Origin of the sequence: Tritonibacter sp. AK171 (assembly GCF_030127025.1) — a bacterium.
Lineage (GTDB): Bacteria > Pseudomonadota > Alphaproteobacteria > Rhodobacterales > Rhodobacteraceae > Epibacterium > Epibacterium mobile.
In genome coordinates this window covers 628877-654541 of the sequence record NZ_CP126134.1, presented here as the reverse complement: position 1 = coordinate 654541, position 25665 = coordinate 628877, and the positions used below count along the sequence as shown (strand labels likewise).

25 protein-coding genes and 2 tRNA genes are annotated in these 25665 nt (G+C 61.7%); 9 read left to right on the top strand and 18 right to left on the bottom strand.

Annotated elements, in window-relative coordinates; translation table 11 throughout:
• Window positions 1–100 precede the first annotated feature (100 nt).
• The 3 genes from recJ (at window position 101) to QNI81_RS03085 (ending at window position 2310) form a co-directional block, all read left to right on the top strand.
• Window positions 101–1843 carry a single-stranded-DNA-specific exonuclease RecJ gene (gene recJ / locus QNI81_RS03095; RefSeq protein ID WP_283967852.1) on the top strand — a complete coding sequence of 581 codons (1743 nt, stop codon included), beginning with the start codon at window positions 101–103 and terminating at the stop codon, window positions 1841–1843.
• Between the two features lie 114 nt (window positions 1844–1957).
• A tRNA-Glu gene (locus tag QNI81_RS03090) sits at window positions 1958–2032 on the top strand.
• Window positions 2033–2235: 203 nt separating this feature from the next.
• Window positions 2236–2310: transfer RNA gene (locus tag QNI81_RS03085), tRNA-Glu, on the top strand.
• A gap of 67 nt (window positions 2311–2377) precedes the next feature.
• Here QNI81_RS03085 and pdxR read toward each other — a convergent pair.
• The 7 genes from pdxR to QNI81_RS03050 all read right to left on the bottom strand — a co-directional run bounded on the left by pdxR (window position 2378) and on the right by QNI81_RS03050 (window position 10915).
• Window positions 2378–3775 carry a MocR-like pyridoxine biosynthesis transcription factor PdxR gene (gene pdxR, locus QNI81_RS03080; RefSeq protein ID WP_283967337.1) on the bottom strand — a complete coding sequence of 466 codons (1398 nt, stop codon included), beginning with the start codon at window positions 3773–3775 and terminating at the stop codon, window positions 2378–2380.
• A 111-nt stretch (window positions 3776–3886) separates the two neighbouring features.
• Window positions 3887–5968: a molybdopterin-containing oxidoreductase family protein gene (locus QNI81_RS03075; RefSeq protein WP_283967336.1), complete on the bottom strand. Its 2082-nt coding sequence runs from the start codon at window positions 5966–5968 to the stop codon at window positions 3887–3889.
• A 231-nt stretch (window positions 5969–6199) separates the two neighbouring features.
• On the bottom strand, window positions 6200–7228 hold the full coding sequence (locus tag QNI81_RS03070) for a diguanylate cyclase domain-containing protein (protein ID WP_283967335.1): 1029 nt from the start codon (window positions 7226–7228) through the stop codon (window positions 6200–6202).
• Window positions 7225–7812 (bottom strand): heme NO-binding domain-containing protein, encoded by a 588-nt coding sequence (locus QNI81_RS03065; protein WP_009177014.1) that lies wholly within the window; start codon window positions 7810–7812, stop codon window positions 7225–7227. Before QNI81_RS03065 ends, QNI81_RS03070 begins: the two co-directional genes overlap by 4 nt.
• Before the next feature lie 397 nt (window positions 7813–8209).
• The gene (locus tag QNI81_RS03060; RefSeq protein ID WP_165810812.1) at window positions 8210–9769 is read right to left on the bottom strand and encodes a trimethylamine methyltransferase family protein; all 1560 of its coding nucleotides are present in this window, start codon (window positions 9767–9769) and stop codon (window positions 8210–8212) included.
• Window positions 9770–9897: 128 nt separating this feature from the next.
• On the bottom strand, window positions 9898–10590 hold the full coding sequence (locus QNI81_RS03055; protein WP_126136483.1) for an HAD family hydrolase: 693 nt from the start codon (window positions 10588–10590) through the stop codon (window positions 9898–9900).
• A gap of 40 nt (window positions 10591–10630) precedes the next feature.
• Window positions 10631–10915 carry a DUF3572 domain-containing protein gene (locus tag QNI81_RS03050; RefSeq protein ID WP_126136482.1) on the bottom strand — a complete coding sequence of 95 codons (285 nt, stop codon included), beginning with the start codon at window positions 10913–10915 and terminating at the stop codon, window positions 10631–10633.
• Window positions 10916–11030: 115 nt separating this feature from the next.
• Here QNI81_RS03050 and QNI81_RS03045 point away from each other — a divergent pair, with 115 nt between their 5' ends.
• Entirely contained in the window at window positions 11031–12434 is a 1404-nt protein-coding gene (locus QNI81_RS03045; RefSeq protein WP_283967334.1) for a diguanylate cyclase, read from the top strand.
• Between the two features lie 47 nt (window positions 12435–12481).
• On the opposite strand, the gene QNI81_RS03040 is transcribed toward QNI81_RS03045, so the two are convergent.
• From QNI81_RS03040 to QNI81_RS03025, 4 genes are all read right to left on the bottom strand, one after another.
• Window positions 12482–13015 carry a periplasmic heavy metal sensor gene (locus tag QNI81_RS03040; RefSeq protein ID WP_283967333.1) on the bottom strand — a complete coding sequence of 178 codons (534 nt, stop codon included), beginning with the start codon at window positions 13013–13015 and terminating at the stop codon, window positions 12482–12484.
• Window positions 13012–13407: a hypothetical protein gene (locus QNI81_RS03035; RefSeq protein ID WP_283967332.1), complete on the bottom strand. Its 396-nt coding sequence runs from the start codon at window positions 13405–13407 to the stop codon at window positions 13012–13014. Before QNI81_RS03035 ends, QNI81_RS03040 begins: the two co-directional genes overlap by 4 nt.
• Window positions 13400–14020 carry an RNA polymerase sigma factor gene (locus QNI81_RS03030; RefSeq protein ID WP_283967331.1) on the bottom strand — a complete coding sequence of 207 codons (621 nt, stop codon included), beginning with the start codon at window positions 14018–14020 and terminating at the stop codon, window positions 13400–13402. The genes QNI81_RS03035 and QNI81_RS03030 overlap by 8 nt, the downstream gene beginning before the upstream one ends.
• 70 nt (window positions 14021–14090) lie before the next feature.
• A complete protein-coding gene (locus tag QNI81_RS03025) occupies window positions 14091–14600 on the bottom strand; it encodes an EF-hand domain-containing protein (protein ID WP_065326452.1) in 510 nt (169 codons plus the stop codon).
• A gap of 266 nt (window positions 14601–14866) precedes the next feature.
• Between QNI81_RS03025 and QNI81_RS03020 the strand changes: the two genes are divergently transcribed.
• Together QNI81_RS03020 and QNI81_RS03015 are read left to right on the top strand one after the other, a co-directional pair.
• Complete coding sequence (locus QNI81_RS03020) at window positions 14867–15298, top strand: DUF983 domain-containing protein (RefSeq protein WP_283967330.1); 432 nt, start codon at window positions 14867–14869, stop codon at window positions 15296–15298.
• A 90-nt stretch (window positions 15299–15388) separates the two neighbouring features.
• Window positions 15389–16117: an NUDIX hydrolase gene (locus tag QNI81_RS03015; protein WP_283967329.1), complete on the top strand. Its 729-nt coding sequence runs from the start codon at window positions 15389–15391 to the stop codon at window positions 16115–16117.
• Between the two features lie 253 nt (window positions 16118–16370).
• On the opposite strand, the gene QNI81_RS03010 is transcribed toward QNI81_RS03015, so the two are convergent.
• From QNI81_RS03010 to QNI81_RS03000, 3 genes are read right to left on the bottom strand one after another with little or no spacing between them, the layout of a single operon-like run.
• The gene (locus QNI81_RS03010; RefSeq protein ID WP_283967328.1) at window positions 16371–17273 is read right to left on the bottom strand and encodes an EamA family transporter; all 903 of its coding nucleotides are present in this window, start codon (window positions 17271–17273) and stop codon (window positions 16371–16373) included.
• Between the two features lie 46 nt (window positions 17274–17319).
• Window positions 17320–18321 carry a fatty acid desaturase gene (locus QNI81_RS03005; protein ID WP_283967327.1) on the bottom strand — a complete coding sequence of 334 codons (1002 nt, stop codon included), beginning with the start codon at window positions 18319–18321 and terminating at the stop codon, window positions 17320–17322.
• Complete coding sequence (locus QNI81_RS03000) at window positions 18314–18520, bottom strand: DUF2061 domain-containing protein (protein WP_005658022.1); 207 nt, start codon at window positions 18518–18520, stop codon at window positions 18314–18316. Before QNI81_RS03000 ends, QNI81_RS03005 begins: the two co-directional genes overlap by 8 nt.
• A gap of 104 nt (window positions 18521–18624) precedes the next feature.
• On the opposite strand from QNI81_RS03000, the gene QNI81_RS02995 reads away from it, so the two are divergent.
• Window positions 18625–19488 (top strand): helix-turn-helix domain-containing protein, encoded by an 864-nt coding sequence (locus QNI81_RS02995; RefSeq protein ID WP_283967326.1) that lies wholly within the window; start codon window positions 18625–18627, stop codon window positions 19486–19488.
• Between the two features lie 176 nt (window positions 19489–19664).
• On the opposite strand, the gene QNI81_RS02990 is transcribed toward QNI81_RS02995, so the two are convergent.
• From QNI81_RS02990 to bcoG, 3 genes are all read right to left on the bottom strand, one after another.
• Window positions 19665–21140, bottom strand: coding sequence for a carnitine 3-dehydrogenase (locus QNI81_RS02990; RefSeq protein WP_283967325.1), 1476 nt, complete (start codon window positions 21138–21140; stop codon window positions 19665–19667).
• Window positions 21141–21152: 12 nt separating this feature from the next.
• Window positions 21153–21713, bottom strand: coding sequence for a lipocalin family protein (locus QNI81_RS02985; RefSeq protein ID WP_065326538.1), 561 nt, complete (start codon window positions 21711–21713; stop codon window positions 21153–21155).
• A 71-nt stretch (window positions 21714–21784) separates the two neighbouring features.
• Window positions 21785–22702 (bottom strand): 3-dehydrocarnitine:acetyl-CoA trimethylamine transferase BcoG, encoded by a 918-nt coding sequence (bcoG, locus tag QNI81_RS02980; protein WP_283967324.1) that lies wholly within the window; start codon window positions 22700–22702, stop codon window positions 21785–21787.
• Between the two features lie 134 nt (window positions 22703–22836).
• Between bcoG and QNI81_RS02975 the strand changes: the two genes are divergently transcribed.
• Window positions 22837–23868 (top strand): GlxA family transcriptional regulator, encoded by a 1032-nt coding sequence (locus tag QNI81_RS02975; RefSeq protein ID WP_283967323.1) that lies wholly within the window; start codon window positions 22837–22839, stop codon window positions 23866–23868.
• 78 nt (window positions 23869–23946) lie between these two features.
• On the opposite strand, the gene QNI81_RS02970 is transcribed toward QNI81_RS02975, so the two are convergent.
• Window positions 23947–24993 (bottom strand): aldo/keto reductase, encoded by a 1047-nt coding sequence (locus QNI81_RS02970; RefSeq protein ID WP_283967322.1) that lies wholly within the window; start codon window positions 24991–24993, stop codon window positions 23947–23949.
• A 175-nt stretch (window positions 24994–25168) separates the two neighbouring features.
• On the opposite strand from QNI81_RS02970, the gene QNI81_RS02965 reads away from it, so the two are divergent.
• On the top strand, window positions 25169–25570 hold the full coding sequence (locus tag QNI81_RS02965) for a rhodanese-like domain-containing protein (RefSeq protein WP_005638506.1): 402 nt from the start codon (window positions 25169–25171) through the stop codon (window positions 25568–25570).
• Window positions 25571–25665 lie beyond the last annotated feature (95 nt).

Genomic DNA, 25665 nt, shown 5'->3' with positions numbered 1-25665 from the left:
GCGCTTGCAGCTCTGGTCGGGATTTAGGTATTTGGGAAAAGATGAAAGGCCGGGTCCCGCGCGGGTCCGGCCTTTTCTACAAATGATCGGGAGAGTGGATTTGAGTTTTCTGGGTGTTGAGACCTCTCTGACCGGGCGGTCCTGGATCGGTCCCGGTGTGGAGCAGGCCCGTGCTGGTGAACATCTGGCGCAGGAAACCGGCCTGCCCCCGGCGGTCTGTCAGGTGCTAGCACGGCGCGGTGTTCCCGCGCATGAGGCGACAGGGTTTCTCACGCCGCAACTCAAGGAACTGCTGCCCGATCCGCGCCGGATGAAAGACATGGAGACCGCCGCTGCGCGGTTCCTGCAGGCGGTAGAGCAGCGCGAGCGAATTGCGATCTTTGCCGATTACGACGTGGATGGCGGATCTTCGGCGGCGTTGTTGCTGGTCTATCTGCGGCAGATGGGTCAGCAGGCGACGCTCTATATCCCTGACCGGATCGACGAGGGCTATGGCCCCAATGACGAGGCGATGGCGGCGCTGGCGCGCGATCACGACCTGATTGTCTGTGTCGATTGCGGCACGCTCTCGCATGGGCCGATCGCGGCGGCCAAGGGCGCGGATGTGGTGGTGCTGGATCACCACCTCGGCGGCGAGACCCTGCCCGACTGCGTGGCGGTGGTGAACCCCAACCGGCAGGATGAAGACGGCGATCTGGGCTATTTCTGTGCTGCCGGTGTGGTGTTCCTGATGCTGGTGGAGGTGCGCCGTCAAGCCCGTGAAAAGGGACTTGGCGCGGGACCGGATCTGATGGCGATGCTGGATCTGGTGGCCTTGGCGACGGTGGCGGATGTGGCGCCGCTGATTGGGGCCAACCGGGCGCTGGTGCGGCAGGGCCTCAAGGTCATGGGGCGGCGTCAGCGCGCGGGATTGGTGGCGCTGGCGGATGTGAGCCGGATGGATTCGGCACCCTCCACCTATCACCTCGGGTTCCTGCTGGGGCCGCGCGTCAACGCGGGCGGGCGGATCGGCAAGGCGGATCTGGGCGCGCGGCTGTTGTCGACGGATAATCCGCATGAGGCCGCCGCCCTTGCCGAGCGGCTGGATCAACTCAACACCGAGCGGCGCGACATCGAGAACGCCGTGCGCGCCGCCGCCCTGGAGCAGGCCGAGGAGCGCGGTTTTGACGCGCCGCTGGTCTGGGCGGCGGGCGAAGGCTGGCATCCGGGCGTGGTGGGCATCGTGGCCTCGCGCCTGAAAGAAGCCACCGGTCGCCCGGCGATGGTGATCGGGCTTGATGGCGATGAGGGCAAAGGGTCGGGACGCTCGGTGTCCGGCATCGACCTTGGGGCCTCGATCCAGAAGGTCGCGATGGAGGGGCTTTTGCTGAAAGGCGGCGGCCACAAGATGGCGGCGGGCCTCACGGTGGCGCGCGACCAGTTGGAGCCTGCGATGGCGCGGCTGGCGGAACTCTTGGACAAACAGGGCGCGGGCGATCTGGGCCCGGCGGATCTGAAGCTTGACGGGATGCTGATGCCCGGCGCCGCCACGGTGGAGCTGATCGAGCAGATCGAACAGGCCGGGCCGTTTGGGGCCGGGGCCCCTGCCCCGCGCTATGGCTTTCCCGATCTGGCGGTGCGCTTTGCCAAGCGGGTTGGGGAATCACACCTCAAGGTGAGTTTCACCGATGGTATGGGCGGCAATATCGACGCCATCGCCTTTGGCGCGTTTGACACGCCCCTTGGCCCGCGCCTGCTGGAGCATGGCGGCGCGCGCTTTCATGTAGCCGGACGGCTGGAAGTAAACACATGGGGCGGCCGCCAAAGCGCGCAATTGCGCCTAGAGGATGCGGCGGAGGCCTGAGCCTCGCCACATCTGGCGAGGATTTTGCCTGTGGATAAGAATTTTGCGATGCGAGCGTTTTTTTCGCTTGCGGCACCCGGCACAAAACCCTAAACACCCGCTCACACCAAGAGTGCTCCGTTCGTCTATCGGTTAGGACGCCAGGTTTTCAACCTGGAAAGAGGGGTTCGATTCCCCTACGGAGTACCATTTTCTCCTTCCGTAGAAATCTGACACACATCCTGTATGGATGCCGCTATTGCGCTGCTCTGTCTTCAGATGCGGCGCCTAACGCGTTGATATAATTTCGATTATTTGGAAAACCCGCGCTGTCGCAAAAACTTTGCAGTTTGTGCAATTTTCCTCTTGCGCGGCATGGATGGCTTCAGTAAACACCCGCTCACACCAAGTGTGCTCCGTTCGTCTATCGGTTAGGACGCCAGGTTTTCAACCTGGAAAGAGGGGTTCGATTCCCCTACGGAGTACCATTTTTCATTTTGAAAACTGGCACGTTCCACCACTCACGCGCGCATTATTTGCGCACGCGGCGGGGGATTATCCTGTTGAGGAAATCGCTCGCCGCAGGCGTGTGAGCGCCTCTGCCTGCTCCTCCAGATCATTGAGACAGGCCCCCAGAACCACCCCATTATATGCCCCGGAACGTCGGCTATAAGTCGAGAGCGATTCCACCCCCACCCCGCCCGCGCGGGCTGCCGCGGTGATCGCCTGATCGCACAGTTCCGGGCGCAGGTGCAGCACCACCTGCATGCCCGCGTGATGATCCTCCACATGACCCACATCGGCAAAATCCCGGCGCAAGCGGTCGATCAGCGTGCGGTGTCGTTCGGCGTAGGTGCGGCGCACGCGGCGCAGGTGGCGGTAGAACTCGCCGCGTTGCATGAACTCTGCCAGTGCCGCCTGCGGCATGGCGCTGGCCCGCGCGCCCTTCATGCGCATCGCCTGCGCAAGCCGGTCGATCAGCCCCTCGGGCGCCACGATGTAGCCCATCCGCAGGCTGTTGGAGAAGATCTTGGAAAAGCTGCCGATGTAGACGGTGCGCCCCTGCCCGTCGACGCCCGCCAGCGCCGGAATCGGTCGGCCTGCGTAGCGGAACTCCGAATCGTAATCATCCTCAATGATCCAGCCCTGCGACTGCGCCGCCCAGCGCACGAACTCTTGCCGTCGGCCCGCACTCATCGCGCCGCCCAGCGGATATTGATGCGAGGGGGTGAGTACCACCACATCGGTCTCATCCCCAAGCCTCGGCACCTCTGCCCCTTGTACATCCAGCGCCAGATCGCGGGTGCGGCGGCCCTGTGCCTCGGCAAAGCGGCGGATCGGCGGGAAGCCCGGATCCTCGACGCCGACGCGGCCCTCAGCCGAGGCCAGCGCATGCAGGCAAATATCTAGCGCCTCGGTCGCACCAGAGGTCACCAGCACCTGTTCGGGACGTGCCGCGATCCCGCGCCAGTCGCGCACATGGCTGGCGATGGCCTGCCGCAGCTCCGGGTGACCAAAGCGGCCACAGCCCGTCAGCATATCCTCGGGCCGGGTCCGGCACAGGCGCGCGACGCATTTCGCCCAGGCACGATGCGGAAACAGCCGCATATCGGGCTGGCCCGCCTCCAGCAGCAGATCGCCGCGTTCGCTCAGTTTGGGCGCAGGCGCTGCGGACGCGCCCGGTGACAGCTCCACCTCCCCCATGGCGCAGACCGTGTAGCCAGAACCCCGGCGCGACGCGAGATAGCCTTCTGCGACGAGCTGCTCATAGGCGGTGACCACCGTGGCCCGCGCCACCCCCAGATCCCCCGCAAGCGCGCGGGTGGCGGGCAGCCGGGCACCGGTCTCAAGCGCGCCGGAGCGGATACGGCCCCGAAACGAGGCACAGATCTGTTCAAAGATCGGCACATCTGACGTGCGATCCGGCATGAAGGTGGGCGTGTCACCGGGCATGGGATTGGTCCGTTCAGAGTGATCCAAAGTCAAAGCTATGCCCCAGCCAATTTGCACACAAGCAAAGACCGGACACATGGCCCAGCCTTTTGGTCGCGTTCGGCGGGATTGCTACTCGGCCGCGTGATGCCCGCCATAGGCGCGCAGCTCCACGAAGGTCTCGTTATAGCAGGCGCCATCCCCGATATCCGTGCGCACCTCCACCGGGATCAGCGCATTGGCGGTGAGGCCGGTTTCAGAGCTGATGCGCCATGTGCCCTTGGGCGCATAGACCACCCCGCGCTGCATCGCGTCCGAGATTTTCAGACGGAAGGTCACGGCCCCACGGGCATTCGCGACCTCGACCGTGTCGCCCTCCTCAAGCCCGCGCGCGGCGGCGTCCTCGGGGTGGACCTCGATGCTTTCGGGACCGGCAGAGAGCGGTGCGCTGCCGAAGGTCGCGTTGATGCGTTTGTCGGAACTGGGCGTAATCAGCACCAGGGGCAGATCCTGCGGCACCGGATCAAAGCGCGGCACGCCAAAGCCGGTTTCCGCCTCCAGCGCGGCGCTGAAGAGTTCGATCCGGCCGGTTTCCGTGTCCGGCGTCACCGTATCGCACAGGATCAGCGCCGCACCGTCGCTGTTTTGCATTTCCAGCGCCCGGTCGGTGGGCATCTGGCTGGGTGGGCGGCCCTCAAACTGGGGATGGCTGGCATCCATGGCGTCATCCATCAGCTGCACGTCCGAGGCCTGATGGGCAGCTTCGGTATAGCCAAAGCGCGCCGCCAAACGGCGGAAGATTTCCGTATTGGGCAGGCTCTCCCCCACTGGCGCGATCACCGGCTCGGCGCGCTGCACGTAGTTCTGACCATAGGCGGCAAAGATCTCGTCATGTTCAAAATGGGTGGCCGCAGGCAGGATCACGTCGCAATAGGCCATGCTGTCGGTCATCACCACGTCGCAGCCGACGGTGAACATCTCCGGCTGGCTGAGCGCCGCAATCATGCGGGCCTGATCCGGATGGGTGGCCACGGGGTTGTGGTTGTAGATCATCACCGCATTGATCGGCGTGGGCTGGTCCCGGTCCAGCATCAGCCGCGCCACATCGAGGATGTTCACAACCCGTGTATCCGGATCGATCAGGTGGTCGCCTTGCAGCCGTGCCCGGGTCTTGGGTGAGGCAAGGCCGGATTTGGCCACCACCCCGGCCCCCAACCGGCCGTGCTGACCCAGAAGCGCATTGAGCGCCATGGCCGCACGCAGGCCGGACCCACCGGAGCGGCCACGCTCCATCCCGTTGCCGGTGGAGGTCGCGAGCCGCTCTGCCGCCTGCATCCAGTCGGCCAGCTGCAGGATGTCGCGCGGCGCAAGGCCGCAGATTTCTACTGCGTCCTCAATGGAGTATCTGCGCGCCTCGGCCATATAGTCCTCTGCACCATGCACCCACTGCGCGATAAACTCCGCATCAAAGGCCCCGCGCCGCTCCAGTTCTGCGGCGAGCGCATGGGCCAGCACCACATCAGTGCCTGGTTTGACCTGAAGATAAAGGTCAGCCTGCTGCGCGATCTTGATGCGCTTGGGGTCGATCACCACCAACCGCGCGCCCTTGGCCCGCGCCGCCTTCACCACACGAGTCAGATGCAGGTTGGAGACGGTGACATTGTTGCCCCAGACCACGATCAGATCGGCGTGCTGCGCCTGCTCGGGCGGCATGCCGGGCGCATTGCCATAAAGGCTCTCGTAGGCGAGGCTGCGCACCCCGCCGCAGAGCGGGCCCCGGTTCATCCGGGTGGCCCCGAGGCGATAGAAGAACCGCCGATCCAGCGAGCCGCCCGCGAGTTCGCCATGCGGGCCGGCGTAGTTCAGCGGCAGGATGGACTGCGCGCCATGGGTGTCGATTGCGGCGCGAAAGCCCGCCACCACCAGATCCAGCGCCGCATCCCAGCTGATGCGCTCAAACTGATCCGAGCCGCGCGGGCCAACCCGCCGCAACGGATGGGTCAGCCGCGCAGGGCCGTGGACAAAATCGGGATAGGCGCGCGTGACCTTGTTGCAGACCACTCCGGCGGTAAACGGATTGGCGTCAGAGCCGCGCACCGAGGTGATCTGATCGCCCGTGACCTCAACGCTGAGGCTACACGTGTCGGGGCAATCCAACGGGCAGACGCTGGGCAAGACCTGTGTGAGCGCGGGGGATGGGCGTTGGCTGGACATGGCTGTGCTCCATAATGACTTTAATTCTGGCTAAACCAGAATAAGCCCAGCCAGAAGTTCCAATAATGATCAATTCAGGCAGACCAATTATCAGGCTCGCCGTTTAGGAAGCCTGTCTGTTTTAACAGCTCAATATACGCGTTTTATCGGTGTTCGCCTTCAGGCATCAAACGTGGGGATTGGCGAGATTGCCAGCCCCATGACAGCGGCGGTGGCAGGTGCGAGGTGCCGTCAGGCGGATTTGCTGTCCTGCTCGATCAGTTCCATCTCCATCTCGTCCTCAAGACGCGGGGTGTAGAACATATGCTGCGCTTTACCCGCCCGCTTGGAGGCATAAAGCGCGATGTCGGCCTGATGCAGCAGCGTTGCTGGCAGCGGCTGAACCACATCCGTCGAGAGCGTCGTGCCCGCAGACGCGGAGATCCGGCATTCATCGGCACCGTACATGATCGGCTCTTCCAGGCGCGCAATCAGGCGACAGGCAAGATCGTTGAGCCGATTGCGGTCCATAAGGCCCTCGAACACCAGCACAAATTCGTCTCCGCCGATGCGGGCGACCGTATCAGACTTGCGGGTGCATTCGACCATGATCGCAGCCACACGCTGCAAGACCGCATCCCCGGCCGCATGGCCGTAGCTGTCATTCACGGATTTGAAGAAGTCGAGATCGACATTCATCAGCGCAAAATCCCGCCCCCCGCTGATCAGGCGATTGAGCACATGATCCATGGCGCGGCGGTTCTTGAGCCCGGTGAGCGTATCTGTAAAGGCCTGCTCTTCGGCTGCGATCTTGGCCCCTTGCAGACGCAGGTTCAGCTGGCGCGAAGCCTCCATCGCGGCAGATTTCGCCTCAACCAGATAGAGCATCTCAATCGTGAGGTCGGTGGGCGAGAAATCCTGACTGGTCAGGTTGAAATCGCGCACCGCATCCAGAACCGAAATCCCGAAAGATAGGTTGATGAACGCGCCCTGTCCTTCGGGCAGGGGCACCAAGACCCCTTTCATCCGTGTGTGCGGCGCCTCGTTCAGTTGGAAATGCAGCTTGCTGCCCGCGGTTTGCATCAGGTCTGAGACCTGTTTGACCGAGCGCGGGCGCTGCAGGTCCAATACCTCAAGGAACGGTTTTCCGACCCAGCTATCGTCGCCGCGAATCTTGTTCAGTGTTGGGCCGTGGCTCACCACCAGGCCCTCTGCATCAATAATCACATGCATCGGGCACAGTTGATCGGCGAGGCCCGTCAGTTGATCGAAGCTCATCATAATGTATGCGCCCCCAGCTCAAAGGCTCGCCCTTCGCTGAATTCGCTTTCAACGAGGGTGATTGAAATCACATCCGATCCGTCCTGCTTGCCCGTGATATCGAGAATCACCAGCGCGCCGTAATCATCGGCCATCGCCCGCAGCACGCCGGTCATCACCTGCGCATAGCCCAGCACCCCGGGTTGGCAAAGCAGTTGAAACTGTCCGGGAGCCTGTTCGATCAATTCCAGCCCCGGCAAATGCAAATCAGAAACCGCGAGGCGCGCACGGTCCGGAAGATCATCGAGGGAATGCAGGAAATCCACGTAGTTCACGCCGCCAAAGCGCAACAGGCGGCGCAGGGCCTCGACCTGCGGATTGGACACCAGAAACGTGCCCACATCCTCGAGGATTTCATCCAGAGGTCGCTCCAGCTTGGTTTCGACCGCGCGCAGCATACGGGTGGACTGATCTTCGGGGTAGACAAGCATTGCTTCGAACTCGGTAAACCCGAGGCCGCTCTCATCCATAATTTCCATCCAACGCTTGTCACCATAGGTGGTAATGACAAAAGCCTGAACAGCCCTGTTGATCAAACCGTGCATACGGTCGTTTCCCTATTTCACCTCTGCCCCTTCTTAAGCTGACATACTTAAGAAAGCCCAAATATCTGCGTCCAACCCGAAGCCGGATGTCACAAAATCATGTGAAACGGCTCCGAAATCATGCATGTCGCCCATGCAAAACAAAAGCCTGAGGGATATTTCCCACGGCTAAAGAATACCACCAAGACTTGTAGTGTCTACTTGCTGCGTTGCGTTCAGTTACGTTGCCTGCGGATTTCAACAATCCAAAGCTCTGAACTTATGAAAGCCCTACCCCACTCAATCGTATCGGGGCAGACCATACCGCAAGGCGCGGGGCTGCTCCAACCGATTTGTGATCAAATAACGCACATAAGCGCGTAAAATTGCCCATGCCGCGTCCAAATGGTAACAATGGTTAAAAATCCGTGGGCGCGCCACCCTCTTCCTTGCGACGGGCAACAAAGGCCTGCAGCTCTTCGCGGATGCCCTCATCCAGCGCCGGGGCCTCAAATTCATTGATGATCTGCTTGAAGAGCCCGTTTGCGCGCTCGGCCGTCCATGTGCCACCTGCGGCTTCCCACGCCTCATAGTTGTGCCAGTCGCTGAGAAACGGTTGGTAAAAGGCGGTGGCATAGCGGTCCTGCGTGTGCTGAATGCCAAAGAAGTGACCGTCGTTGCCAACCTCCCGGATCGCATCCAACGCAATCTCCTCGGGGCCTGTCGCATTGACCGCCGGGTCCATGTAGCGCTGGATCATCTGCAGGACTTCGCAGTCCATGATGAACTTCTCAGGCGAGGCAATCAGCCCCCCCTCCAACCAGCCTGCGGCATGGTAAACCATATTGGTCCCAGACTGCACCGCCGCCCAGAGCGAATTGGATGTCTCCCACATCGCTTGCCCATCGGGCACATTGGCCGCGCAGACCCCCGACGAGCGCAGCGGCAGGCCGTAGAATCGCGCCATCTGCCCGGTCATTTGAGTCGCGCGCATATATTCAGGAGTGCCAAAAGCAGGCGCGCCGGATTTCATATCAACATTGGAGGTAAACGTCCCGATCGCACAGGGGGTGCCGGGGCGGACATATTGGAACAGGGCAATCGCGCAGAGCGCCTCTGCCAGCGATTGCGCCACCGCGCCCGCCATCGTCACCGGCGCCATTGCACCGGCCAGCGTGAAGGGAGAGACGATCACCGGCTGGCCGCGCCGCACCAGCCGCAACGAGCCGTCAATCATCGGCTCATCATGTTTGAGCGGCGAGGTGGAGTTGATGTTGGTGTACATATGCGGTGTGGCGTCAAACTCCGCATGGCTCAGGCCACCTGCGATCCGCACCATCTCCATCACGTCCTCGACCCGCTCTTTGCCGAGCGAATAGGCGTGCATCACCTTATCGGTGAGGGTGAGTTTGTCATATAGCACATCAAGATGCCGGATCGATGCATGCAGGTCCACGGGTTCTACCGGGTAGCCCCCGGCGAAGTGGATGCAGTTGAAATACTGGGTCAGTTTCAGCAGATTTTGGCAATGTTCGCGGGTGCCGGGGACCTTTTTGTTCAGATCCATATCCCAATAGTTGGGCGGCGACGACACATTGCCAAAGACCATGGAATTGCCGCCGATCCGGATTGTCCGATCTGGGTTGCGCGGTGTCAGAGTGAACTCCGACGGCGCTTTGCCCACCATTTCCATCACAAAATCGCGGTCCATGCGGACCAGTTCGCCGTCGACCTTAACACCCGCCTCTTTAAAGATCTCCAGCGCCTCGTCATTGAGGAACTGGACGCCGATTTCCTCAAGAATACGCATGGCGCCATCGTGGATCGCGGCAATGCCCTCCTCGGTGAGCGGTTCAACCGGGCGATCAATATTGGTCGGAGGCTTCCACGGCATCTGCTCCAATGTGGCGGTTCCGCGTCGGGCGGCTGCGCCTGCCCTGCCACCGCCCCGGCGTCTGCGCGCTTGTGTCTGCGACATGGGGTCCCCTCTCCTGCGACGGATCGTTTCCGGTCCAGATTGGGACGGAAGGCACCAGACACACCTGTCCATTACCGACACAGCATGTCGTTTTTGACCAGCTTGATGCCGCGAAAACGCCCTGCCGCTTATGCGCGCGCCAGCCACTCGGGGATATGGCCAATGTCTGGCAGCACCACGTCGGCCAGATCCGCCAGATCCTCGGCGCGGGCCATACCCGTCAATACGCCAATGGTGCGCATCCCTGCCGCACGTCCGGCGATCAGATCGTGGCGGCTGTCGCCAACCATCGCGGTTGCCTCGGGCGCAACACCGACGTTTGAGCAAAAGGCCAGCAGCGGGTCTGGATCGGGCTTCGCGCCAAAGCCGCTGTCGGCCCCGATCACCATATCAAAGAGATCATAGACCCCTGAACGAGTCAGATGCCGCTGGGCCGAATGCGCCCCATCATTGGTCATCACCCCAAGCTTCAGCCCCATGTCGCGCAGCGCGCTGAGATAGGGGGCGAGCGGTACCGCCTGCGCCAATTCTGCCTCACCCGCCGTGCGGATCAGGAATTGCTCCAGATCGCTCAGTGTCATGTGCGGCAGATGCGGCAGCAGGGCCTCGGCCACCTCTTCATTGGTGCCCGCGATCACCACACTGTCTGGGCGAAACGCCGCCGCGCTCAGATCATACCGCACCGCATCGGCCATCGCCGCAAGGCGCGCCTGATCCCCCGCAGCGAGTTCCGTAAGCATCGCCATCGACCAGCCATTCCATGTGCGGGCAAAGTCAAAAAGCGTGCCATCCTTGTCAAACAGAAGCGCAGAGAGGGTCATGGGACATCCTTGGTCGAAGTATCTGTTATCAGTGCGGTGATCACGTCCAATGGACCTGATCACCCCCGGGCAGCATCGCGCGCGCCTGAACGAGCGAGTCATAGGCCACGCCCTCGTTGTCGCAAAAGGCCACGACCCAAGAATCATCCATCAAGAGAAAGTCGAGCACCGCGCCCAAAAACTCCGGATCATTGACCCGATCCCGCAGATCCGAGATCGATGCACCGCTTGATCCCAGAAACACTGGCAACAGCTCATCGCTGCTGGCCAGCCAACTCAGCGCCTTTAAGCCCAGAACCTCGGCGTGATCGGCGGAAAATGGCATATCAGCCCCCTTGTCGACACTTTTACGTCAATTTGCACTAACCCCGAAAGGGTTTGTTAACCAGTCTCATCAACACTCAATCGCAAGCAAAAGCCGGAACTGAAGGTGTTTTAACGTGCAAGGCACGATCCTGGTCATAGATGGGGTATCCACCAATCGCATCGTTTTAAAGGTGCAACTGACTGCCGCCTGTTTTCAGGTGCTGCAGGCAGACAGCCTGTCGGCTGCGATGGCGTTGATGAAGGACAACCGTCCCGATCTGGTTCTCACCGCCATGAGCCTGCCTGATGGCGACGCCGCCGATGTGAAGCGCGCGCTTGACCGGATGCAGCATGGCGCCGGGGTGCCGGTGATCGCGCTCAGCGCAAACAATGATCGCGGCACACGGATCATGGCCTTGTCGGCTGGCATCGACGAGGTTCTGCCGCAGCCGGTGGACGATATGATCCTGCAGGCCCGCATCCGCAGCCTGTTGCGCATGCGCATGCAAGAGGACGATTTGCACCTGCGCGAAGACGGGGTTGCCGCCTTTGTTATGGCGCCTAAAGACGCGGCTGGCGGGCAAATCAGTCAGTCCGACGCCAGTGTTGCGCTGGTCTGTCATGACCTGCAAACCGCCCATAAATGGAAGGCGCGGCTGGGGGCCAGCGTCGGCTACAGCCTGCGTGCCTATAATGTGGACGCCATTCAGGATCTCATGCGCACGCCGGTGCCGGATGTGATCGTGATCGAACTCAACGAGCAATCCGCAGGCATGGCGCTGCGCTTGCTGGCCGATCTGCGCGCTCGCATCAGCACCCGCGACAGTGTGGTGATTGCAGTGCCCAACCCCGCCGATGCTGGCATCGCCGCCGAAGCGCTGGACCGTGGCGCGCATGATGTATTGCACTGCGGTTTTCAGGTGGATGAGCTGGCGCTGCGCATCAACACTCAGTTGCAACACCAGCACCGCGCCGAGATGATCCGCAACAACCTGCGCGACGGCTACCGCGCGGCGATGCGCGACCCGATGACCGGGCTTTATAACCGCCGCTACGCTCGCCCGTTCCTTGAGCAGGTGACACAGGACGCCCAATGCGCGGGGTCGAATTTTGCGGTGATGGTCGCGGATCTGGACCACTTCAAACATATCAACGACGCGCATGGCCATCCGGTGGGTGACGCGGTGCTCATCGAAGCGGCCCGTCGCTTGCAGGCCGAGCTGCGTGGCTGTGATCTGTTGGCCCGCATCGGCGGTGAGGAATTTATGCTGGTGCTGCCAAACCTGCGCCGCGATGAGGTCACCACCATGGCCAACCGGCTGTGTCGCGCGATCAACGCAGCACCCTTTGTGGTCAAAGGCTGCGCCACGCCGCTGGATGTGACGATCAGCATCGGCGCAATTGTCGGGGGTCAAGGCGAGCGTCAACTGTCCTCAGAGGAATTGTTTTCTGCCGCTGACCGCGCCCTCTATGAGGCCAAGAACGCCGGGCGAAATCAGGCCGTGATCAAAGGCCTGCCGCAAAGCGCGGCGGCCTGATCCGCCCAAACGCCCCCTAGGTAACGCCCAAAGCAACGTGCCCGCGATTAGTTGCGCGGGACCTCGGCTCTCTCGCGTTCGCTGCGGGGTTTGCGGAAGCGGGCCACATGGTCCTTGACCTTCTCGGCAAAGGCGGCGCGCTCCTCGGGTGTCATCTTTTGCAGCTCTGCAATCCAGACCTCATGCATGGTCTTGCGAAACGCCTGCGCCGCGCGTGTTTGCGCCTCAATCCGGGCGCGCAGAGTGTCCACATCCAGCGGATCGCTCTGGATCACCTCCAGCAGATCGTTCAGTTCCGCAAGCCGACGCTCAACAATATCACCATGCTTGCCGCCGGCCATGTCACGCAGGGCGCGGCGCTCATCGCGGTCAAAGCTGCGATACATCACCGCCCCGATGGCATCAGCTGCCGCAGGCGGTGGCGGCGCTTTGTGGCGGCGATGACCGGGGCCATCCTCGCGCAGGGCCGCCCCTGCCATGATGCCAACCACGGCGAGGTTCCCCGCGAGGGACAGCGCAAACACCGCCTTCATCCAGCGGGGCATCCGCGACGCGCGTTTGGGTTCAGGTGTCTGTGTCATTGCAAGTCCTCAGCCAGTACCGTGGCCAGATCAAAAGTTTCGTAAACCTCATAGTCAGAGGTCTCGCTGCCTGTCATCGCCAGCGCCTGCAACCCCGGCGCATCAAGCATCAGGTCCGGCGCATTAATGCCAAACCACAACCCGGTGCAGCTTGCGGCGACCAGACCGCTGACCGCAGGCCAGCCCCCAAGCGCGGCAACAAACAACGCAATCGGCCCCCGACTGGCACGCTCGGGCGCACTCTCAGGCTGCCATTGCGCCTGTTCGGTTGCAGCATCGACAAGGATCGCCTGCATCAACCGATCCGGCACCTCGGGACGGGTCGCGCGCGCCTCTGCAAAGAGCGTATCGAGATCGTCGAACCCATCCCGGTGGTTGTGATGATCAGCCATCTTGATACCCCAATTCCTCGCGACGCCCGGCCAGTGCTTTGGCGAGGGTCCGTTTGCCCCGCGCGGTCAGGCTTTCCACGGCCTCCACGCTGATGTCCATGATCCCGGCGATTTCCGGGTTTGTCAGTTCCTCGATGTGGCGCAGCACCACCGCCTGACGCTGTCGCTCCGGCAAGGTCATCAGCGCCTCTTGCAACGCATCACGCCGCGCGCCCTCCTGCAGGGCCTCCGCCGCCCCTGCCGCCGGGTCTGGCGGTTCGGGGATGGCATCCAGATCCACATGACCGCCGCGCGCCTTGCGCTTGTGGTCGATACAGAGGTTCATCCCCACACGGTAGAGCCAAGTGGTCACCCGCGCCTCGCCCGAGCGCCATTCGGGCGCGATCTTCCACAGCCGGATCATGGCCTCTTGGGTCACATCCTCCGCCTCGGCCCGGCTCCCCAGCACCCGAGTCGCCAGCGACAGCACCCGTGGAGCGAGCCTCTGGGTGAGTTCGACCGCCACGGATGGATCGCCATTGCCAAAGCGGACCAGCAACGCCTCATCGCTGGCCTCGGGATCGGACCGAGACGCCACCTGTCGCGCCTGCAGTCGCTGGCCCGCTTCGCTCATCGATGCTCCCCCCTTTGGCGGGAGCACCGGTTTTGTGGCACGCATATGCACTGTGTCGTTCGGATATGATTTACTCCGATGCCTCGCCGTGACCTTGGCCATGCCGGGGTTTGTCCGGCCCGCCGCGATGATGCTGACGTTTTGTCACCGCTTCAATGATAGCCTGAGCCGTATCGAATTCCGCCTTGGAAATCGAGCCATTGCCATCGGTATCTGCCTTTTCCAGCAAATTGAACGGGCCGCGACGGCTGGGCATTTCTTCTGCGCTCAATGCGCCATCGCCATCCTTGTCAAACCGCTCGATCATGGCAGCCGTGCGTTTTGCAGCGCGTTCCTGCGCCCGAGCGTTGAGTTCATCCGCGCTCAGCACGCCATCTCCATTTTGGTCAGCCTTGGCAAACCGCTCTTGCCCGCGCGCTTCAAGCTCGTCACGAGTCAATGCGCCATCGCCGTTGGCGTCCAGCTGTTCGAATGTCGGCTTTTCGTGCCGTGGCCCGGCCCCTTGCTTTGCCAAAACCTGCGTTCCTGCCGCAGCAGTGGTCAGCGAAAGAAGGGTAGCAATCAGGATCTGTTTCTTCATAACATCGTTCCTTTATTGAGCCTCAGCAGCACCATGCTGCCCGATGTATGAGTAAAACGGCCCGGTCCCCGCTTTCCGTCGCATATTTGTGGATTTTTTCTATGTCCCTTTTGGAAAAGGGCTTTTAGTCAATTTCTCCACACCCGCGTCACCCGGTCACAGCGAAATAAATCTGTGATTTGCATATTTCGGTCTAATATTGAAATTAAGACGACCATTGCCATTCAGATTAAATCACACGGCGCGCATAGGTCACGGAGTATCAGATGACAGACACGCAAGGCCTCACCCCGCAGAAGGCTCCGATCCATGAAGACCGCCCCACCAAACCTGCCCTGTGGAAGGGCTGGCGCGGGCGATGCCCCAAATGCGGCGAAGGCAAGCTGCTGCACAGCTACCTGAAGGTGAATGACAGCTGCTCGAATTGCGGCGAAGAATTCCACCACCACCGCGCCGATGACGGACCGGCTTACCTGACGATTCTGATCGTGGGGCACCTGATGGCGCCCTTGATGCACTATATGGCGTTTGAGTGGCGTCCCTCGCCCTGGGTCATGGCATCTGTGTTCTCGACCGGCTGTCTGGCGGCGTCGCTTTATCTGCTGCCGCATCTCAAAGGTGTGGTGGTCGCCTATCAATGGGCACGCCGGATGCATGGGTTTGACAAAGCGTCAGAGCAAAAGGTATCGGCGGCCTGATCCTGCCTCTTTCCTTTCCATGTTAAAGACGTGACACTGAGGACGGCTCGCAGATTGCGGGCCGTTTTGTTCATTTCGGAGGCCGCAGCGATGACACAGATTGGTGAACGCGAAGCACAGGTCGACAAGACCGCGATTCGCAATGCTGCCACGGTGATCGTGGTGCGCGACGGTGACAGCAATGACCCAAGGGTGCTGATGGGGCAGCGCGGCGCCAAGGCGGCCTTTATGCCCAACAAATTCGTCTTCCCCGGTGGCGCGATGGATGCAGGCGACCGCGAGATCGCCTTGGGCGGTGACATCGCCGAACCCTGCCGGGGCCGCCTGCAGGCGGATGGTGGTGCGGATGTGTGGCGCGCACTTTGTGTGGCGGCCGCGCGCGAGTTGTGGGAGGAAACCGGCCTGATCCTTGGCCAGCGCGGGACATGGGATGACGCGGTGCCTGATGATTGGCAGAGCTTTGCCGCGACGGATCATCTGCCCGATGCCTCGGCGCTGACATTTGTGTTTCGCGCCCTCACCCCGCCCGGACGCCCGCGCCGGTTTGATGCCCGGTTCTTTCTGGTGGAGGCCGAAGCGCTGGTGGGCGATCTCGATGATTTTTCCCGCGCCTCGGACGAGCTGTCGCATCTGCAATGGATCCCGCTCAGTCAGGTGCGCAGCTTTGATCTGCCCTTCATCACCGAAGTGGTGCTGGCAGAGGTCACCGCCAATCTGCGCAGCAAGACCCCGCCGGAAAGCACACCCTTTTTCCGCAATGACGACGAAGAGAGCCTGTTCTTGCGCTTGCACGGCCGTCCAATGTCACGGGCAGACTGAGCGCGACGTTGTACCCGCAGATGAGGGGGCCCTCCCGCGCCCTCGGCTGCGCCCCTTTTATCAAAGGGTCACCGCCAGTCGGTCTTGGGCCCGGCAGCCTGCCCTAAGGGCAGGCTGCGGCACCGCGCGGCACGCGCGGTGCCCGGCCCAACGGGAGCGCTGTGCTTCCCGATAGGGAAGACTGCAGCGACGGGCGGGAGCCTCCCCGACCCTAACGTGTCTCGCTGAGGTGATTTGAATCAGACTCTCAACTTCAAAGAGCGAGGATCAGGGCAAGGATCGACAGCACCAAGAGCGCCATGCCGATGATCTCGCGGCGGGTGACGTCTTCTTTGAAGAACACCAGCGACGCGAGCAGCGACAATAGCAACTCCACCTGCCCCAGCGCTTTGACGTAGGCTGCATTTTGCAAAGTGAAGGCAAGAAACCAGCAAAACGACCCGCCCATGCTGGTCAGCCCCACCCAAACCGCCACCCGGCGCGCGGCCCAAACACGGGCGATCTGGCCCGGATCGCGCAACACCAGCCAGACCAGCATCATCGCGGTCTGCAAACAGACCACCACGCCCAGCGTCACCGCCGCACGCAGCACCGCATCCGGCTCGAGTAATTGCAATGACGCGCCACGGTAACTTACCGCGGAAAAGGCAAAAAGCACCCCCGACCCAAGCCCGAGGAGCGGTGCCCGTCCGGTGAGTTGTCGCCAGACCCCCTTGGGTCCGTCCTTGGTTTTTGAGAGCACCAGCACCGCCGCCAATCCGATCAGGATTGCCAGCCAACCAAGCGAGGAGACCTCATCGCCCAGAACCACCAGCCCGACGATGGCCGTCTGGATCACCTCGGTTTTCTTAAAGGTTATGCCCACCGCAAAATTGCGCTCCTTAAAGAGCGCCACGACGCAGACCGTGGCGAGAATTTGCGACAGGCCTCCGATGGCAGCAAAGCCCCAGAACCGCGCGCTCAGCGCTGGCAATTCAGCCCCGGTGGCCGCCACATAAGCCCAGAGCAGCAACAGGATCAGCGGCGCGGAATAGACGAAACGCGAAAACGTCGCGCCTGCCGCGCTCAGGGTCACGCTGCTCAGCACCTTTTGCAGCATAAAGCGCACGGTCTGAAAACTGGCCGCAGCGAGGGTAACGGGAATCCAGAGAGGCATCGGGCAACCTTTACAGTATACTATCGCATACCGCCCTTATGCGCCTTTACTCGGAGGATTTCCAGAGCGGATGTGGCACCGGATCTTTGGCGCGGAAGGCAAACTGGCGAAACACGCTGGCATAGCTTGGCAGCACATAGCCGTCGTTTCTCTGCTGAAATCTGCTGCGATGCTCATGATAAAGGCGCGGTAGCCGGTGCCACGGTACGCCGGGATAGAGATGATGCACAATATGGAGATTGTTGTTCAGGAACAGAAATCCCAGCACTGCGCCCAATACGCCCCGCCCTTCGACGATCGCGGTCCGGCCATGCATATCGGCGTGGGCGCGATGTTCCAGATAGGTGCGGATCTTGAGCAGCGCGAGCCCCATATAGGCCGCCCCAAGATAGGCGAGCACGGACATCGCGGAAAGACTGACGAGCCACAAAACCAGCGCCGTTCCAACCCCATGCAAGGCCCAGTCCCGCTTGATGCCCGGCACGCCGTTCCGCGCAAGGTGCCAGTCGGTCTTCATGAAACACACCTGCCCGATCAGCGGCCCCAATAGGATCCGCCCCAAAAGCGTATTGTTCACCCGCAAGAGGTTTTGCCGCCACTTCGGCAGGCTTGCCCAGATCCGGGGATCCTGAAAGTTGCTCTCGGGATCATCATATGGATCGGTAAGGTTTTCGTCCCGGTGATGCTCCAGATGCGTGTCGCGAAAGCGGCCATAGGGCACACAGAGATTAAGCGGCAGGAACACCAGCGCCTCGTTCAGGGACCGACTGCGGAACGGGTGGCCATGCAGCACCTCATGACAGAGCGAAGAATGCAGCGCCACCATCAGCCCTGCCCCCACCACCGCCAAGGTTTGCGAGAACTGCGCCAGCCCAAAAACCGCCCCGGCCCAAAGCAGATAGCAGACCACGATCAGCAGGAAGGTCCCCCATTCCGGGTGCTGTGGCAGCGCGGCCTCGGCCTCCGCTGTTGCCGGATCGAGGTCCGGTGCTATCAGTGGCAGGGCCACCGTCTGGTCGCCCAGATCTATGGCGCTCATGTCATGCATGGTGCCGCCCCCAGCGGATGCCAGCCCAGACGCGCTCGTAAATCAGATAGGTTGTGAACCCCAGCGCGGTGTTGATCCCGGCCATCAGGCCCCCTGCGCTGAATGACCCGGTGGCGACAAAACCTACCACGGTCATTGAGATCAGCCCGATCACATTCCACACAACAGCCTTCACGAGGGAGCGCCCGCGCGTTTCCATAAGTCCTCCGATGTTTGATATGCACTCAGGCTAGGCGATCCGCAGGCTGTGCGAAATTCTGTATGTGATTAACAAAACTCATCAGATGTGATATTTGTCACCGCATGAGGGAAAATATCGACAAGCGCCTGCGCGCGACGCAGTTCCGCGACCGCCTGAACCGCGCGCTGCGCGACAGCGGCCTGAGCCAAAGCGCGCTGGCGCGGGCCACTGGCGTGGATCGGTCCACAATCTCGCAGCTCCTGACCGATGAGGGCGCGCGTTTGCCCAATGCGCATGTGGTTGGGGCCTGTGCAACGGCGCTTGGCGTGTCGGCGGACTGGCTGCTCAGCCTGTCGGATCGGCCGGAAAGCGCGGCAGAACTGCTGGCGTCCTCGATTGCCATGACCGAAGCGCCCCGCGCGCTGGTGGATGAACGCATTTATGAATGGCACCGCGAGGCAGCGGGGTTCAAAATCCGCCATGTGCCTGCGACCCTGCCGGATATGCTAAAAACCCGCGCGGTGCTGGAATGGGAATATGCGCCACATTTGGGGCGCACTGCCGATCAGGCCATCGGGGCATCCGAGGATCGGCTGGCATGGATGCGGCAGGCAGGGTCGGATTATGAGATCGCGATGCCGATCTACGAGATCGACAGTTTTGCCAAAGGCGTAGGCTACTACGAGGGGCTGTCTGCCGAGATCAGAATAGAACAGCTGGAGCATCTGGAACGGCTGACAACGCAGCTTTACCCGCGGTTGCGGATTTATCTCTACGATGCCAAACGGCTGTACTCCTCGCCGCTGACGATTTTTGGCCCGCTCTTGTGTGTGTTTTACGCGGGCAGCCACTACATGGCATTTCGCGACCGTGAACGGGTGGAGACCTACACTGGCCATTTTGACCGGCTGGTGCGCGAGGCCGATATCACTGCCCGACAAATGCCCCGGCGCGTCGGCGCATTGAGGGCGCAGATCGGGCAGTGATCCATGTAACCCGGTAGGACCGCCTCGCGCCTCGGGTGGGTGCAAAGCGCCCTCCCCGGGGGGAGGCTCGGGCGCGGTCCGGGCCTTTGGCCCGAACCCTGATCTCGTTGTCGCAGGTGAGTGTGCACATGCATTGACCTGATCGTGGCATGCATCGCCCCAGCACAACGCCTGAATTAGCGCGGTGCCCCAATGGCGCGGCCCAGTCCTTCGGGTGCAGGCAAAGCGGCATGGGCCTCAGCAATCCGTGTCAGATTGGCCTCGATCTGCGCGGCAGGCGGGGCGGAGCGGCGGGTTTTCAGGTCCACATGCAACAGCATATGCTCCGCCGTCGCCAACAGACGCTCTCCCTCATACATCTCGTGCCAGAGGTGCATTTTTTTGCCAGCGCCCATAATGACCCGCGTCCTGACCTGAATGGGGTTGCCCGCATGAACCTCGTCGATGTGGCGAATATGGGTCTCGGCGGTGAAATAGCTGCCGCCAGAGGCGATATACTCGGCATCACAGCCGATGATCTCCATCAGCCGGTCGGTAGATTGCGCAAAGGCATCCAGATAGCGGCTCTCGGTCATATGCCCGTTGTAATCGGTCCAGTCGAGGGGCACCACGCGGCTCTGGGTGAGGATCGGCTGGCTGATATCCGCAACCTCATCGAGACTGCGTGCAAGGCCCGCCTCAGACATGCGCGCCGCATCATGGGCGTTCTGAAGCGCACCTGCGCCCCAATCATTTGCGCCCAGCGCCCGCATCATCCCAACAAGGTTGTCGTCGCGAATACGCTCCAACTCGCGAATGGAATGCTGCCCGGATTGCGCATCGGATTGCCCCGCAATCAGATCAACCAGCGCTTCATTATATTCCGGCACATCCATCAGCTTGGTCCACGGCCAGCTGAGGCACGGCCCAAACTGCGCGAGGAAGTGCTTCATCCCCGCCTCCCCACCGGCGATACGGTAGGTTTCAAACAGACCCATCTGCGCCCAGCGGATGCCAAAGCCATAGCGGATCGCATTGTCGAGCTCTTCGGTGGTGGCAATGCCATCCTTCACAAGCCACAGCGCCTCGCGCCAGACGGCCTCCAGCAGGCGATCCGCCACATGGGCATCAATCTCTTTTTTGAGATGCAGGGGATACATGCCAATCGCGCTGATGATTTCCTTGGCCTTGGCGATCACCTCCGGCGTGTTCACATCGGTGGTGACCACCTCCACCAGCGGCATCAGGTAGACCGGGTTGAACGGGTGCGCGACCACGATCTGCGCGGCGTTTGTGAACCCGTCCTGCAGTTGCGAGGGTTTATAGCCCGAGGTCGATGAGCCAATGACCGCACCCGGCGGCACATGCGCCTGCAATTCGCCGTAAACCTTCTGCTTCAGATCCAGCCGCTCTGGCACGCTTTCCTGCACCCAGTCGACCCCTTGCACGGCCGCCTCGATTGTGGCGTGAAACGTCAGCGTACCTTCTGGCGGCAGGGCCACATTCCCCAGCCCCGGCAGGCTGCGGCGCGCGTTGGCCAGTACGTCGCTGATCTTGCGCTCCGCCTCTGGGTCCGGGTCAAACACCCGTACATCCCAACCATTGAGCAGAAACCGCGCGGCCCAGCCGCCGCCTATCACTCCGCCGCCCAGTACCGCCGCCGTTTTTGTCATATCCCGTTGTCCTCAGTTCTGGGGCACCATTTCCAAGGCCCCGATGTCATATCCATTGTCGCGCAGGACCGATTTCGCCTCGGTCAGTTGCTCTGCGCTGATTTCGGGCGTGCGGGCCAAGATCCAGCCGTGCTTGCCCTTTGGGGTGCCGATCACCGCGACCTCATATTCTGCGTCCACGTTGAGCACCCAATAATCCCCCCAGGTAAACGGCAAGATCCGCAGCCATGGGACGAAATTCACCTCCAGCATGCCCGGCCCTGTGACGCGCGCCACGCCTTCGGCGGTATCAATCGGACCGTTCAGCCCCCCTTTGTGGCAGCTGTTCACCACCTTGATACGATCCTCGGGGAGTGCGCTATATTCTGCGGTGACACCCTCGCACCCCATCTCAAAATTGTTGGGAAAGCGTGCGACTTCGTACCATTTGCCAAGGTAGCGCGAGAGGTCCAGATCCTCCTCCACTGTCAGCGGTACATCCGTGTCGCGATAGCCCCCTGCCTGCGCCGATGTCGAGACGGTCAAAACAGCAAGCGATACAGCGAATGTGGTGCGGACAGCGGATGTGATCATGTTCTGGGCCTCCAGGGGCATGTGCTTCGGGTTCTCACCCGAAACGCCTGTCCCCCGGTGGGAGTTCCCATTTACTTTGCCACCGAAGCCTGTTTCTTCAGCCCCAGCTTCTCGCGCACCTCGGCCGGGGTGATCACCCGCGCACCGAGGTTGGAGATGATGTTACCAGCCCGTTCGACCAGCTGCCAGTTCTCCGCCAGCACGCCCTTGTCCAGATAGAGATTATCCTCCAGCCCCACCCGCACATTGCCGCCCGCCAGCACCGAGGCCGCCACATAGGCCATCTGATCGCGGCCCAGCGAGAACGCCGACCAGTTCCAATCATCAGGCACATTGTTCACCATCGCCATAAAGGTATTGAGATCATTGGGCGCCCCCCAGGGCACCCCCATGCACAGCTGCACCAGCGCGTTCGCCTCCAGGATACCATCCTTCACCAGCTGCTTGGCATACCACAGATGGCCGGTGTCAAAGGCCTCGATTTCCGGCTTCACGCCCAGATCCGTCATCATCTTGCCCATCGCCTGCAACATGCCGGGCGTGTTGGTCATCACGTAGTCAGCCTCGGCAAAGTTCATGGTGCCGCAATCCAGCGTGCAGATCTCCGGCAGGCATTCGGCCACATGGGCCACCCGTTCGCTGGCGCCGATCATGTCGGTGCCCGCCGCATTCACCGGCAGCGGGCTCTCCACCCCGCCAAAGATAATATCGCCGCCCATTCCGGCGGTCAGGTTCAGCACCACATCGGTGTCGCTGTCACGGATACGGTCGGTGACTTCGCGATAGAGCCCAAGGTCGCGCGAGGGCGCGCCGGTTTCAGGATCGCGCACATGGCAATGCACGATCGCCGCCCCGGCCTTGGCCGCCGCGATGGCGCTGTCGGCAATTTCTTTCGGCGAGCGGGGCACATGCGGGCTGCGATCCTGCGTCCCTCCGGAGCCGGTCACGGCGCAGGTGATGAAGACCTCGCGGTTCATGGAAAGCGGCATTTTTGATTTTCCCTCTGATGTACAGGGTTGTGCCACGGGTTATCCCCAGGCTTCTCCCCGGATTCCAATTTGCGCTGACCTTCACTCTCGCTCAGCCTTGGCGGCAAGAGTTTACGCGAAGCGAATCGAAGTTGATGAAATCCGCAAAAAACATCCTCCAGCCGGAGAACCGCCCGCTCAAGACCGCCGTTCTGGTGATGGACGAGTGTAACACACTCTCCTTTGCCGCAGCGGTGGACCCGATGCGTGCTGCCAATCGGCTGGCCGGACGCGCGGCCTTTGACTGGGACTATATCAGCGCCACCGCCGAGGCACCGATGCTCACCTCCGGCCTCACCGTGCCCACCACACCGCTGGCGCGGCTGGATGGCTGTGATCTGCTGATCGTCGTGGCCGGCTTCCAACTGGCCCGTCACGCCACCCCGAGCCTGCTTGCGGGTCTGCGGCGCATCGCAAGCACCGGCGCCACCATTGCCGGGATCGACGGCGGACCGTGGCTCCTGGCCGAAGCCGGGCTGCTGGACGGCCATGCCGCCACCACCCATTGGGAAGACTTGGAGAACTTCTCCGCCCGCTTCCCCGACATTCACTGCCGCACAGATCGCTTCACCGTCTCTGAGGGTCGCATGACCTCCGGCGGGGCGACGCCGGCGATCGAGATGATGCTGCATATCATCGGCGCGCGTCACGGTCATGGCTTTGCCTCTCGGGTGGCAGGCCTGTTCCTTTATGATGGCAGTTCTTCGCCCCAGCGCAGCCAAAGCCGCCTTGGCCATCACAAACACAATGCCCTCACCGCCAAGGCCAATGCGATCATGGAGGCGGCGCTGGATGAGCCCAAGCCTCTGGCGGAAATTGCCGAGGTTCTGGGCACCAGCCCGCGCAGCCTGCAACAGCAATTCCGCCTGCGCCTCAATACAACGCCGCAGGACCACTACCTGCAATTGCGCCTGGCCGAGGCCCGCCGTCTGGTCACCGACACCAACCTGCCCCTGATGGAGATTGCAGTGGCCACCGGCTTCACCTCGCAATCCACCTTCGCCCGCGCCTTCCGCACCGCCCATGGCCTGTCAGCGCGTGAACTCCGGCAGAGCGGGGCAGAGACCGCTTTTGCAAACTACCCGATGATGCAGGCCAACAGCCACGCCAGCCACAGCACCAACTAGCCTCTTCAGCTTTTTATAAATATCTCGGGGGTGAATTGCCCCATTGGGGCAAGAGGGGGCAGCGCCCCCTCCCGTCGTTTAATAGGGCATCGCATGGGCGCGATGGGCACGGTCGATCTGAGCCAGAACCTCCGGCGCCAGCTCCAGATCCGCGCCCTCCAGGATATGCGCCAGCTGGTCCACATCCGTCGCACCAAAGATCGCGGAAGCCATAAAGGGCCGTGTCCGGCACCACGCCAGCGCCATATGCACCGGATCAAGACCGTGATCGGCAGCAATCGCCAGATAGGCCGCCACGGCACTCTCGACCCGATCAGATTGACGTCCCCCCATCTCGGGATTTATCGATTTGCGCGATTTCTCCGGCACCGCACCGCCCTGATATTTGCCGGTCAGATACCCCGCACCCAAGGGCGAGAAGGACAACAGCCCCACATCCTCGTAATGGCTCAGCTCCGCCAGATCGGTATCATAGAGACGGCACAGCAAGGAGTATTCATTCTGGATCGAAGCCACGCGCGGGCCTTTGCCCTCTTCGGCCAGACGCAGCCATTGTGCCGTGCCCCATGCGCTCTCATTCGAGAGGCCAAAGGCGCGGATATTGCCCTTGTCGACCTGCTCCTGCAGCGCGCCAAGACAGTCTTCCATATCCGCAATCACCTGCGCACGATCATAGCTCGATGCGGTCGGATCATAGGTCCAGTTCTTGCGGAACATATAGCTGCCACGGTTGGGCCAATGGAACTGATAGAGGTCGATATAGTCGGTCTTCAGCCGCCTCAGCGAGGCCTCTATCGTTGCGCCGATGGTCTGGGCCGTGATCGGCGCGCCATCGCGTGCGACCGATCCCTCGCCGGAATGTTTGGTAGCAAGAATATACTCGCCCCGCCGTCCGGTTTTTTCATTCCAGCTGCCGATGATCTCTTCGCTGCGCCCCAAGGTCTCCAACCGGATCGGGTTCACCGGATACATCTCTGCAGTATCAACAAAGTTGATCCCCGCTGCCAAGGCCATGTCGATCTGCGCGTGGGCATCCGCCTCGTCGGTCTGGGTGCCATAGGTCATGGTGCCAAGGCACAGATCGGTCACCATCATATCTGTGCGGCCAAGCCGGTTCTTATTCATCTCGCGCTCTCCTGTCATCGTCTTCTGCGCGGACCCTAACCCGCCGCAGGGATGATGCAAGCCGATGTCACCCTCAGCCCACCCTAACATTAACCAATTGGTAGCTTTGTTGCGCGGAAAGGTTGTGTGCCGTGGTATACTGACCTTATCCCCTTCCAAGATACCGGAGGCACTCATGACGTTCATTTCCACCAAAAGTTGTAGCGACCTCGTCGCTGAGGCAGAGAGCGTAATTTCCTACATTTCTGTCGACGATGCGCAGAAATTCCTCGAGACGGGCAACGCAGAGTTTATTGATGTGCGGGTCTATCGGGAACTGGAGAAAACCGGTGTGATACCGGGTGCCCATTCCTGCCCGCGCGGGTTGCTGGAATTCTGGCTCGATCAGGAAAGCCCCTACGCAAGAGAGGTCTTTACCCTCGACAAGATGTTCATCTTCTACTGCGATAACGGCTGGCGTTCGACACTAAGCACCCGGCTCGCTCAGGACATGGGCCTGCAAAACGCCCATTGCCTCAAAGGCGGGCTTGACCGCTGGACGACGGCTCAGGGCCGGGTAACTCCCTACCATTGGTAATCGCAACGCCCCTGAACCACGATAGGGCTGGCGACACTCAATGCGCGCCTGCCCTTCGGTCCCTACACATCAGTGCGCTGGACAGATCCGCCGCG

Bases quoted from the DNA above. Each gene is read 5' to 3' on its own strand.
- pdxR (WP_283967337.1), bottom strand. From the start codon at position 3,775: ATGCCCGGTGACACGCCCACCTTCATGCCGGATCGCACGTCAGATGTG.
- QNI81_RS03075 (WP_283967336.1), bottom strand. From the start codon at position 5,968: ATGTCCAGCCAACGCCCATCCCCCGCGCTCACACAGGTCTTGCCCAGC.
- QNI81_RS03070 (WP_283967335.1), bottom strand. From the start codon at position 7,228: ATGATGAGCTTCGATCAACTGACGGGCCTCGCCGATCAACTGTGCCCG.
- QNI81_RS03065 (WP_009177014.1), bottom strand. From the start codon at position 7,812: ATGCACGGTTTGATCAACAGGGCTGTTCAGGCTTTTGTCATTACCACC.
- QNI81_RS03060 (WP_165810812.1), bottom strand. From the start codon at position 9,769: ATGTCGCAGACACAAGCGCGCAGACGCCGGGGCGGTGGCAGGGCAGGC.
- QNI81_RS03055 (WP_126136483.1), bottom strand. From the start codon at position 10,590: ATGACCCTCTCTGCGCTTCTGTTTGACAAGGATGGCACGCTTTTTGAC.
- QNI81_RS03050 (WP_126136482.1), bottom strand. From the start codon at position 10,915: ATGCCATTTTCCGCCGATCACGCCGAGGTTCTGGGCTTAAAGGCGCTG.
- QNI81_RS03040 (WP_283967333.1), bottom strand. From the start codon at position 13,015: ATGACACAGACACCTGAACCCAAACGCGCGTCGCGGATGCCCCGCTGG.
- QNI81_RS03035 (WP_283967332.1), bottom strand. From the start codon at position 13,407: ATGGCTGATCATCACAACCACCGGGATGGGTTCGACGATCTCGATACG.
- QNI81_RS03030 (WP_283967331.1), bottom strand. From the start codon at position 14,020: ATGAGCGAAGCGGGCCAGCGACTGCAGGCGCGACAGGTGGCGTCTCGG.
- QNI81_RS03025 (WP_065326452.1), bottom strand. From the start codon at position 14,600: ATGAAGAAACAGATCCTGATTGCTACCCTTCTTTCGCTGACCACTGCT.
- QNI81_RS03020 (WP_283967330.1), top strand. From the start codon at position 14,867: ATGACAGACACGCAAGGCCTCACCCCGCAGAAGGCTCCGATCCATGAA.
- QNI81_RS03015 (WP_283967329.1), top strand. From the start codon at position 15,389: ATGACACAGATTGGTGAACGCGAAGCACAGGTCGACAAGACCGCGATT.
- QNI81_RS03010 (WP_283967328.1), bottom strand. From the start codon at position 17,273: ATGCCTCTCTGGATTCCCGTTACCCTCGCTGCGGCCAGTTTTCAGACC.
- QNI81_RS03005 (WP_283967327.1), bottom strand. From the start codon at position 18,321: ATGCATGACATGAGCGCCATAGATCTGGGCGACCAGACGGTGGCCCTG.
- QNI81_RS03000 (WP_005658022.1), bottom strand. From the start codon at position 18,520: ATGGAAACGCGCGGGCGCTCCCTCGTGAAGGCTGTTGTGTGGAATGTG.
- QNI81_RS02995 (WP_283967326.1), top strand. From the start codon at position 18,625: ATGAGGGAAAATATCGACAAGCGCCTGCGCGCGACGCAGTTCCGCGAC.
- QNI81_RS02990 (WP_283967325.1), bottom strand. From the start codon at position 21,140: ATGACAAAAACGGCGGCGGTACTGGGCGGCGGAGTGATAGGCGGCGGC.
- QNI81_RS02985 (WP_065326538.1), bottom strand. From the start codon at position 21,713: ATGATCACATCCGCTGTCCGCACCACATTCGCTGTATCGCTTGCTGTT.
- bcoG (WP_283967324.1), bottom strand. From the start codon at position 22,702: ATGCCGCTTTCCATGAACCGCGAGGTCTTCATCACCTGCGCCGTGACC.
- QNI81_RS02975 (WP_283967323.1), top strand. From the start codon at position 22,837: ATGAAATCCGCAAAAAACATCCTCCAGCCGGAGAACCGCCCGCTCAAG.
- QNI81_RS02970 (WP_283967322.1), bottom strand. From the start codon at position 24,993: ATGAATAAGAACCGGCTTGGCCGCACAGATATGATGGTGACCGATCTG.
- QNI81_RS02965 (WP_005638506.1), top strand. From the start codon at position 25,169: ATGACGTTCATTTCCACCAAAAGTTGTAGCGACCTCGTCGCTGAGGCA.